The 8,946-nt window shown below is 72.9% G+C and carries 11 protein-coding genes and 1 pseudogene; 5 read left to right on the top strand and 7 right to left on the bottom strand.

The window, feature by feature from the left end; all coding sequences use genetic code 11:
- The coding region (locus Q0444_RS11950; RefSeq protein WP_299023324.1) for a bile acid:sodium symporter at positions 1 to 246 on the top strand (246 nt) is incomplete at its 5' end.
- A 159-nt stretch (positions 247 to 405) separates the two neighbouring features.
- Here Q0444_RS11950 and Q0444_RS11945 read toward each other — a convergent pair.
- Positions 406 to 1,107, bottom strand: coding sequence for a hypothetical protein (locus Q0444_RS11945; protein WP_299023323.1), 702 nt, complete (start codon positions 1,105 to 1,107; stop codon positions 406 to 408).
- 51 nt (positions 1,108 to 1,158) lie between these two features.
- Between Q0444_RS11945 and Q0444_RS11940 the strand changes: the two genes are divergently transcribed.
- Positions 1,159 to 1,446, top strand: coding sequence for a hypothetical protein (locus Q0444_RS11940; protein ID WP_291085223.1), 288 nt, complete (start codon positions 1,159 to 1,161; stop codon positions 1,444 to 1,446).
- 80 nt (positions 1,447 to 1,526) lie between these two features.
- Positions 1,527 to 2,063 carry a GNAT family N-acetyltransferase gene (locus tag Q0444_RS11935; protein WP_299023322.1) on the top strand — a complete coding sequence of 179 codons (537 nt, stop codon included), beginning with the start codon at positions 1,527 to 1,529 and terminating at the stop codon, positions 2,061 to 2,063.
- A 19-nt stretch (positions 2,064 to 2,082) separates the two neighbouring features.
- Here Q0444_RS11935 and Q0444_RS11930 read toward each other — a convergent pair whose 3' ends face one another.
- The gene (locus Q0444_RS11930) at positions 2,083 to 2,535 is read right to left on the bottom strand and encodes a MarR family winged helix-turn-helix transcriptional regulator (RefSeq protein ID WP_291085229.1); all 453 of its coding nucleotides are present in this window, start codon (positions 2,533 to 2,535) and stop codon (positions 2,083 to 2,085) included.
- 73 nt (positions 2,536 to 2,608) lie between these two features.
- On the opposite strand from Q0444_RS11930, the gene Q0444_RS11925 reads away from it, so the two are divergent.
- Positions 2,609 to 3,853 (top strand): cytochrome P450, encoded by a 1,245-nt coding sequence (locus tag Q0444_RS11925; protein ID WP_291085232.1) that lies wholly within the window; start codon positions 2,609 to 2,611, stop codon positions 3,851 to 3,853.
- Positions 3,854 to 3,871: 18 nt separating this feature from the next.
- On the opposite strand, the gene Q0444_RS11920 is transcribed toward Q0444_RS11925, so the two are convergent.
- The 4 genes from Q0444_RS11920 to Q0444_RS11905 all read right to left on the bottom strand — a co-directional run bounded on the left by Q0444_RS11920 (position 3,872) and on the right by Q0444_RS11905 (position 6,940).
- Positions 3,872 to 4,210, bottom strand: coding sequence for a branched-chain amino acid transporter permease (locus tag Q0444_RS11920; RefSeq protein WP_291085235.1), 339 nt, complete (start codon positions 4,208 to 4,210; stop codon positions 3,872 to 3,874).
- On the bottom strand, positions 4,207 to 4,911 hold the full coding sequence (locus Q0444_RS11915; RefSeq protein WP_291085237.1) for an AzlC family ABC transporter permease: 705 nt from the start codon (positions 4,909 to 4,911) through the stop codon (positions 4,207 to 4,209). The genes Q0444_RS11920 and Q0444_RS11915 overlap by 4 nt, the downstream gene beginning before the upstream one ends.
- Positions 4,912 to 4,982: 71 nt before the next feature.
- Positions 4,983 to 6,236 carry an MFS transporter gene (locus tag Q0444_RS11910; RefSeq protein ID WP_299023321.1) on the bottom strand — a complete coding sequence of 418 codons (1,254 nt, stop codon included), beginning with the start codon at positions 6,234 to 6,236 and terminating at the stop codon, positions 4,983 to 4,985.
- 71 nt (positions 6,237 to 6,307) lie between these two features.
- Positions 6,308 to 6,940: a YqgE/AlgH family protein gene (locus tag Q0444_RS11905; protein ID WP_291079509.1), complete on the bottom strand. Its 633-nt coding sequence runs from the start codon at positions 6,938 to 6,940 to the stop codon at positions 6,308 to 6,310.
- 73 nt (positions 6,941 to 7,013) lie between these two features.
- On the opposite strand from Q0444_RS11905, the gene Q0444_RS11900 reads away from it, so the two are divergent.
- The gene (locus Q0444_RS11900; RefSeq protein WP_299023320.1) at positions 7,014 to 8,399 is read left to right on the top strand and encodes an MFS transporter; all 1,386 of its coding nucleotides are present in this window, start codon (positions 7,014 to 7,016) and stop codon (positions 8,397 to 8,399) included.
- On the opposite strand, the pseudogene Q0444_RS11895 reads toward Q0444_RS11900, so the two are convergent.
- Positions 8,349 to 8,946 (bottom strand): annotated as a pseudogene (locus tag Q0444_RS11895) (hypothetical protein); the annotation flags it as partial. The gene Q0444_RS11900 and the pseudogene Q0444_RS11895 sit on opposite strands and share 51 nt — an antisense overlap.

Below are 8,946 nucleotides of genomic sequence, written 5' to 3'. Positions count from 1 at the left end.
GGGCTGACCGAGCTGGTCTCGCGGGTCCTGGGCTTCGAGGAGCGCGACCGGCGGGTCGTGCAGTTCTGCGGCTCCAAGAAATCGCTGGCCACCGGACTGCCGATGGCGGCGGTCCTGTTCGCCGGCCAGCCGGTCGGGCTCCTGGTGCTCCCGCTCATGCTGTTCCACCAGATCCAGCTGATCGTGTGCGCGTGGCTGGCCGGGCGGTACGCACGAGCCGGGACCGGCGCCGGTGGCCGCGACTGAGGCGGGTCTCCCCCGCGGCCGCCGACCGTGACGCCGATCACAGTTTCACCCGAATCATCACGGTCTTATCCGCGGCCCCCTGCGAGGTCCCCGCAGCCCTGCGGCCCCGCCCATCTGCGCGTTCGCCGGGACCCACCCGAATGGCGCCATATCAGCAGGTCACAGGCCCGCCGCCCGGTCCGGGAAGTTAGCGATCAAAGCAATTGAAAGCATCCTGGGCATCGGCTTAGCGTTCTCCCCGCACGAGCTGAGACGGCTCGCGCCGACGAGCGATCGGGGGTCGCTCGGTCGCAACCCGGACCCGGGAGGAGCGAACGTGACCGGTACCGCGACACTCACCGGACCCGGTCGCACGAGGATGACGGCCGTCGTCCTCGCCGGGCTCGCGCTGATCGGCTTCGGAGGCGGCGCCATCGCGGCGTGGCTCGGCGGAGTAGGGCCGGCGGGTGCCCGACTCGACGCCTCCGTCGAGCCCACGCCCCACCAGGCCGGGCTGGCCGCCACCACGACGGCGATCCCGTCGATGGCCGCAGGGGCACCCGCCACCACCCGGTCGACATCCACCGCACCGACCTCCACCGCACCGGTCGCCGTCGCGACTCCGACGTCCCCCGGGAGGAGCAGATCCTCTTCCCCGACGTCGATTCCGCCCGCCGTCGCACCGGTCAGGGCCCCGGCCTCGAGGGTGCCGGCCGCACCGGCACCGGCACCGATCCCCGCGCCGGCGCCTGCGCCCCCGCCCGCTCCGGTGCCTGCACCGGTGCAGGCACCACCACCGGCAGCACCACCTGCAGCACCGGCACCGCCGGCGATCGTCATCCCGCTGCTGCCGGTGCAGCCGCCGCCAGTCGTCCAACCCAAGAACATCACCATCGGTTGACACCCGGATACCCAGAACAAAGGACCACGGACATGGACCCGATCACCCTTCTCATCGCACTCGGCGCGGCTCTCCTGCCGTTCCTCGGCCCCGCCGCGGCCCTCGGCGTCTCGCCTCTCGCGGCCGGAATCGGCGCCGCGGGCCTCGGCGCCGGAAGCGCGGTCTCCGCCATCGGCCTGGGAGGGGCGGCCGCGGCCAACCCCTTCACCGGGACCGCCATGCAGAGCGCCAGCGCGGACGGGTTCAACAACGCCGCCACCGCCGTCGCCGGTGCGGTGAACGGCCTCGGCATCCCCGGGGTCCACCTCACCGTCAACTGACTCTCCGCGCGTACCGCCGGACCCCGCTGCCGCCCGACTCCGGGTGGATCGCAGCGGGGTTCCGGTGCTTGACTAGCGCGATGACCAGCGTGACCTACCTGCAGCAGACCGATCCCTCCCAGCTGCGCCCGGCCCGCCCGCGGGACCTGACCATCTCCCGGGTCTTCCCCGCCGAGCCCGATCTCAACTCCCGGATGTACCGCGAGATCGGCGGCGACTGGAACTGGGTCGACCGCCTGGAATGGTCCGACGGCACCTGGGCCTCCTACTGCACCGACGCGTGCGTGAGCACCCTCCGCGCGACCCACCAGGGGGACCTCGCCGGGTTCGCCGAGCTCCGCATGAGCCCGTGTGGCGCCGACGCACCCCTCGGGTCAGACCACGGGGTCGACGTGGAGATCGTCTACTTCGGGCTCCTGCCCCGCTTCGCCGGCCGGGGCCTGGGCGGCTGGTTCCTCTCCGAGGTCGCCCGCATCGCCTGGAAGGCGCCGGGGTGCCGGCGGGTGTGGCTGCACACCTGCGACGACGACTCCCCCGCCGCGATCCCCAACTACCGCTCCCGCGGGTTCACCGAATACGCCCGCGCGGACACCGGCTGCGCGGCCTGCACCGCCTGACCGACCGCGCCGCCGGACGTCACTGCGCGGCCAGCCGCGCCAGCGCCCGCCCGCTCATCCTCGAGACCAGCCTCTCCGAGACCGCGCCGAAGGCCTGCAGCTCGTCGTCGTCGAGCCCCTCGAACAACCACTCCGCCAGCGACACGCGCGCCGACACCACCTCGTCCACGATCCGGCGCGACTCCTCGGTGAGGTTGATCAACCGCACCCGCCGGTCATCCGGCGGCATGCTCCGGACCACGTGCCCGCTGGCCACGAGCCCGTCGACGAGCGCGGTGACCTGGCGCGGGGAGCAATCGAGGTAGGTGGCCAGCTCGACCTGTTTGCACTCGCCCTCCAGCCCCAACACGAACAGCAACTCCAGCCGCGGCACCGTGAGTCCGTAGTTGGCCGCGGCGCGCGCGATGGACCCCGACATCTGCTCGGACAGCATGAGAGCGCGGTCGAGAATCTCACTCGCGGATAGTGCCATGTGTATATAGTTACCACCATTCACCATTCTGGTCCCGCCGATCCCGGCGGGTGACGTCGCTCAGGAGACAACCGTGAACGTGACCATCCCGGCAGGATTCGACTTCACCGACCCGGACCTGTTCGAAAAGCGACTGCCGCACGACGAGTGGCGGCAGCTGCGCCGGTCCGAGCCGATCCGCCGCGTCGAGAAGCGCCGCGGCTCGGACGGCTTCGACGACGACCACTACTGGCTGGTCACCAAGCACGCCGACGTCAAGGAGATCTCGCGCGTGACGGGCGAGACCTTCTCGGCCGGCGAGAACACCATGATCCCGCGCTTCTCGGAGGGCACCGACCGATCGATCATCGAGGCCCAGCGCGAGATGCTGGTCAACGAGGACGGCGAGATCCACAAGAAGCACCGGCGGATCATCTCGCGCGGCTTCACGCCGCGCGGCGTGGCCGGCATGCGGGACGAGCTCGCCGATCGGGCACAGAGGATCGTCACCGAGGCGGCCGCCGCCAACTCCGACGAGTTCGTCACCGCGATCGCGTCCGAGCTGCCGCTACAGGCGATCGCCGAGCTGCTCGGCGTGCCGCAGGAGGATCGCCACAAGATCTTCGAGTGGTCCAACACCATGACCAGCTACGACGCGCCGGGCGGAATGGACTCCGCGGCCATCGCGTCCATGCAACTCATCGACTACGCCAACAAGATGGCCGAGGCCCGGGCGGCCAACCCGCAGAACGACATCGTGACCAAGCTCGTCCAGGCCGACATCGACGGCGAGCACCTCTCCTCCGACGAGTTCGGCTGGTTCGTCACCCTGCTGGCGGTGGCCGGGAACGAGACCACCCGCAACGCCACCACGCACGGGATGGTGGCCATGCTCGAGCACCCGGAGCAGTGGGAGCTGTTCAAGAAGGAGCGGCCCGAGACCGCCTACGACGAGATCCTGCGGTGGGCCTCGCCGATCACCCAGTTCCAGCGCACCGCCATGGAGGACGTGGAGATCGGTGGCGTCACCATCCCCAAGGGCGACCGGGCGTTGCTCTGCTACGCGTCGGCGAACTTCGACGAGGACGTGTTTCAGGACCCGTTCACGTTCGACATCCTGCGCGATCCGAACCCGCACGTCACGTTCGGCGGGCAGGGGCCGCACTTCTGCATCGGCGCGAACCTCGCCAAGATGCAGCTCGAGCTGATCTTCAACGCCGTCGCCGACCACCTCCCCGACCTCACCTCGCTCGGCGACCCCAAGCGCCTGCGCTCCGGGTGGCTCAACGGGCTGGTGGAGTGGAAGGTCGACCTGGGGACCTGCCCCGTCGCCCGCTAGTCCGGCGGCCGCGGACTCTCAGGCGAGCCAGGCCCGCAGCAACATGTAGGTCGCGGTGCCCAGCACGATGCTCGCCGCGGCGCGTCGGCAGGCCAGGTGCACGGCCAGGGTGAGCGCGAGCGCGGCGAGCGCCGGCAGCCACGACTCCGGCGTGGTGGTGGTGGTGCCGCGGAGGGTGTAGACCACCAGGACCGCCATCACGCCGGCGGGCATCGTCCGGCCCAGGTAGCGCACGACCCGTGAGTCGCGGAGCCGGGTGAGCGCGACGAACGGGGCCGCCCGCAGGGCCACCGTGACCAGGAACATCACGCCGAGCCCCGCGAGGACGTATCCGGCCCCGGGCACGGGCGCGGTCACGCGGCGTCCCGCCCGCGGGGCGCCGCGACCGCGTAGCGGAGCATGAGCACCACCACGAACGCGCACAGGCCCACGACCAGCATCTGTCCCGGCGCCACCCACGCCGCCACCAGGCCGCAGACCAGCCCGATCACCGGCGCGGGCAGATCGCCGGAGGCGCGCCACGCGTCCACGGCGAGCACGGCGAACAGCGCGGTCAGCGCGAACTGCAGCCCGTCCAGGCCCTCGGGCAACGCGGCACCGAGCAGCGCCCCGACGATCCCGGGGACCACCCACAGCGCCTGGCAGGCGATCGAGATGGTCAGCGTCCGGGCGCCGGTCATGTCCCCGCGGCGCTTGGTCGCGGTGATCGCGTACGCCTCGTCGGTGAGCGCGTACACGGCGTAGAGCCGGCCGGCCCGGGAGCGGATCGAGTCGAGCGGGAAGCTCAGCCCGTAGAAGACGTGACGGAAGTTGACCAGGAACGCCGCGGCGGCGAGTGAGTACAGGGGGGTGACGGCGGTGAGCAGACCGATCGCGAGGAACTCCATGGACCCCGCGTAGATCACCACCGAGAACACCGGCGCCCACCACCAGTCGAACCCCGCCTGCGTGAGCAGGACCCCGAACGCCAGCCCGAGCGGCACCAACCCCAACCCGACGGTCGAGCAGTCGGCCAGACCCTTGCGGATCTCCGCGCTGGTGGAGGGGGTGTTCGACACGCCGGGCAGTCTAGCCAGCCTCGATGCGGCCTCACCCCCGCTGGCGGACGGGTCGCCAGGGCGACGGCCGATCAGGTGCGCCGCCGGTCCTCGGCCGGCACCAGCGGGATCGCGGCCGCCGCGGCCACGGCGGCGCCGGCGAAGACCGGCCAGTAGCCCACGCGCTCGATCGCCGCGGCGACCAGGGGGGTGGCCAGCGACATCGCGACGAACTGCGCGGTGTTCTGCACCCCCAGCGCCCGCCCGCTCCACCGCGGCCCCGCGTATTCGGCGACGGCGGTGAAGGCCAGGCCGTTGTCCGAGACCGAGAGGACCGTCGCGACCACCGCCAGCGTCACCGCGACGGCGCCGGGCGCCCCCAGCGCCTCGGCGGCCGCCAGCGCGGCGAGTCCGCCGGCCGCCGAGATCGCCACGCCGCGTATCGGTCTCATGCGCGATCCGACCCTGTCCGAGACCGCACCCATCACGATCCGGGCCGCCGCGCCCAGGATCTGGCTCACCGTGACCACCACGCCCGCCGACACCGCCGACCACCCGTGCCCGAGCACCAGCCACGCCAGCAGGAACGCCTGCAGCATCCCCTGCGGCAGCACCAGCAGCACCGACACCCCGTGAATGCGCTGCAGGTGGCGGGCGCCGCGGTAGGGCGAACCCTCCGCCGGGGCGTCGTCCGCCGCGCTGGTCGCGGTCGGCCGGGATCGGAGCGGCGAGGGCGGGGGAGCGGGCGGGTCGGTGACGACGACGAGGGCCACCACCGCCGAGACCACCGCCATCCCCAGGGGGACCGCGAAGGCCGCGCCCAGACCATGCGACTGCGCGAGGAGCGGCATGGACATCGCGGCGATCGCCGCGCCCAGCGGCTGGGACATCTGGCGGATCCCCATGGCCAGCCCGCGGCGGTGAGCCGGGAACCACCCCACCACGAGTCGTCCGCTCGCCGAGTTGCCCGACGCGGTGGCCGCGCCCGCGAGCAGCAGGAACGCCGCCAGGAACGCGAACGAGTCGGCGACCAGGGCGGCCGTCAGGGCCAGGGCCGTGCCGACCGATCCGGCGACCAGGACCAGCCTCTCCCCGGTGCGATCGACCAGCCAGCCCCAGGCGATGAGCGTCGAGGCCATCCCGATCGAGGGCATCGCGACCAGCACGCCCGCCCGCGGGAGCGAGAGCCCCACGACGGTGTGCAGGTGGGGGAGCAGGAACCCGACCCCCGCGATGAAGGCCGAACCGGACGCGGCGACGAACGTCGCCACCGCCAGCACCAGCCAGTGCCGCGCGGTCAGCTGCGTGCCACGCGGCGCGCCCTCGACCTCCTCCACCCCGTCCACCTGCCCGAGCCTAGGCCTGATCTCAAAAAGTAGAAACCACTTCCCACTATATGGACTCGGGGAGGGGGCGGCTAGTTCACGTCGCCGTCGTTGACATAGGTGGCGTACAGCGGCAGAGGCATCTCCTGCCGGCGCAGCACGGCACCCCACACGTCCACCCGCGCGGGTGCGAGCAGGTCGCTCGGCAGGCTCGGGGCCACGTACCAGTCGCCGCGATCGAGTTCACCCTGCAACTGACCGGGCGCCCAGCCGGTGTAGCCGACGAACACCCGCATCCCGTCGACGTTGCCGCGGAGCTCGTCCGGATCGCTGTCCAGGTCAACCACGTGCACGCGACCCTCGATCCGCTGGAGGCCGGAGTTCTTCCCGCCGTCGACTCCCGATGCCAGCACCACCAGCGCGATCCCGGTGTCCGGCTTGACGGGTCCGCCGATGTGGAACACCGCCGGCGGTGCGCACAGCCCGGCCCAGGCCGGGAGGATGGTCTCCACCTCGGTCTCACTACGACGGGTGATCACCACCCCGAGCGAGCCGGAGTGGTCGTGTTCGATCACGTAGATGATCGCGCGCTGGAAGTTGGGGTCCGGCATGTCGGGCGCGGCGATGAGCAGCGACCCGGCGACCGGATCCCGCTTGTCCATCGCACTGTAGAGGCGGTCACCGAAGAGGCCGCCGCCACTCAGATCATCCGGGCCCGTGTCCATGCCCCCATGATGCCCCCGTCGTCGCCCACCCACATCCGCGTCCCCTCGATAGGGTCTCGCTACGGTGGCTCCTGTGACCTCCCTGTCCGCCGAGCCGGCCGACCCGACGCGCGGCCGCCTGTCCGCGGCGTTGCGCGACTCCGACGGCCTCGGACGGCTGTCGACAGCGCGCCTGTCTGCCCTGCTGAGCGAGGGGATCCACCAGGCCGCCCTCGGGGGGATCGTCCTGTTCAGCCCGGAGGCCGCCACGACCCCGGCGGCGATCGCGGGCGGCTTCGCCGTGATGCTGCTGCCGTACTCGATTCTCGGCCCGTTCGCCGCCGCGGCCCTGGACCGCTGGGACCGGCGGATCGTGGTGGCCGTCGCCGCCCTGGTCAGGACCCTGGCGATCATCGCGACGATCGCGCTCGTGGCCGCCGGTGCCGTCCGCTCGGGGGCGGGGCTGGCGGCGCTGTTCGGCCTCTCCCTGGTGGCGATCGGCCTCGGCCGTCTGATCAACACCGGCATGACCGCCGCGATGCCCCGGGTGGTGCCCGACCGCATCCTCGCGGCCACCAACTCGGTGCTGGTCACGGTGGGGTCGGTCGTGACGGCGGTGGGTGCCGTGGCGGCGTTCGCGGTGCTGGCCGTGCTCGGCGCGGGGGACGCGGCGGTCTCGTGGACCCTCGTCCCCGCCGTCCTCACCGCCGTGATCGGGGCGTGGGCGGTCCTGGCCCTGCCGTCCCGGCACCTGGGGCCCGACGGCGGCGAGGCCGTCGGGCACCCCGGTGCCGGCGTGACCCGGGATGCCGTGGGCCTCTTCGCCGGCGGGCTTGCCGAGGGAGTCCGGGCCGCCCGCTCGACGCCCCTCGTCTGGGGCGCGTTGGCCGGCGTCACGCTCGGACGGGCCGCGTTCGGAATCACCACCATGCTGGCGATCCTGCTGCTGCGCGACGTGGAGACCACCGGCACGGGCGGCCCGGTCGTGGCCGGGATGGGCGGGTTCGGCCTGCTCTCCGCCGCCGTCGCCGCCGGGATGGGACTGGCCGCGGTGGTCACCCCGTGGGCCATCGCGCGCGCCCGCCGGATCCTCGTGGTGGCGGCCGGTGCGACGGTGTCGGCGGCCGCCCAGCTCGCGGTGGGCCCGACCCTCGATCCCACCCCGCTGGTCGTGGGGGCCGTGGCCCTCGGTCTGGGCGCCCAGGTGGTGAAGCTGGTGGCCGACAACGCCATGCAGACCGACGTCCCCGACGCCCGCCGCGGCGGCGTGTTCGCCCTGCAGGACGCGCTGTTCAACTCGGCGTTCGTCGTGGGCATGGTGGTGGTCCTGCCCGTCGTCCCCGCCGACGGCCGGTCCGTCACGCTCATGGTGGTCCCGGCCGCCCTGTACGCCGCCACCGCCCTCCTCGCGATGCTCATCGGAACCCGGTCAGGACCCCAGGCCGAGCGACCCGGCGGCCACCGAGCCGCCACCGACTGATCCTGCCCCGACCGAGCCGACTCCCACAGAGCCGCCGCCCACCGAGCCGACCCCCACAGAACCTCCGCCCACCGAGCCTCCGCCGACGGATCCGGCCGCGGCGGAGCCCACCGCGGCCGACCCGACACCCACCGCACCGGCGTCGAGGGAGCCGGTCGCGGACGGATCGATCGGCAGGGCCGCGTCGAGGTGACCGTCGCCGTCGACATCCGCGACCGAGAGCACCCCGCTGCCGGTGTCCAGGGTCAGCGACCCATCGGCCTCGAGCACCGGGGGAGCGGGCTCGGGGACGGTCCCCCCCTGCACCGGGCCGGCCGGAACCGGCGGAGGTGCAGGAGCCGGGGGAGCGGGCTCCGGCTCGATCACCGGGGGTGCCGACCACCGGGCCGACTCCGACTCGAGCGAACCGGGGTCGAGGGCACCGACCGCGTCCGCGAGCAACGCACCCCAGTCCGGCAGGCCGCCCAGCGCCTCCGACCCGGCGGACACCACCCCGTCCACGGATCCCCCCGCCCCCGCCAACACCGACCCCGCGGCCCGGGCACCC

The organism is uncultured Dietzia sp. (assembly GCF_937873725.1).
Lineage (GTDB): Bacteria > Actinomycetota > Actinomycetes > Mycobacteriales > Mycobacteriaceae > Dietzia.
The sequence above is the reverse complement of the archived record's forward strand: the minus strand, read 5'-3'. Positions and strand labels throughout refer to the sequence as shown.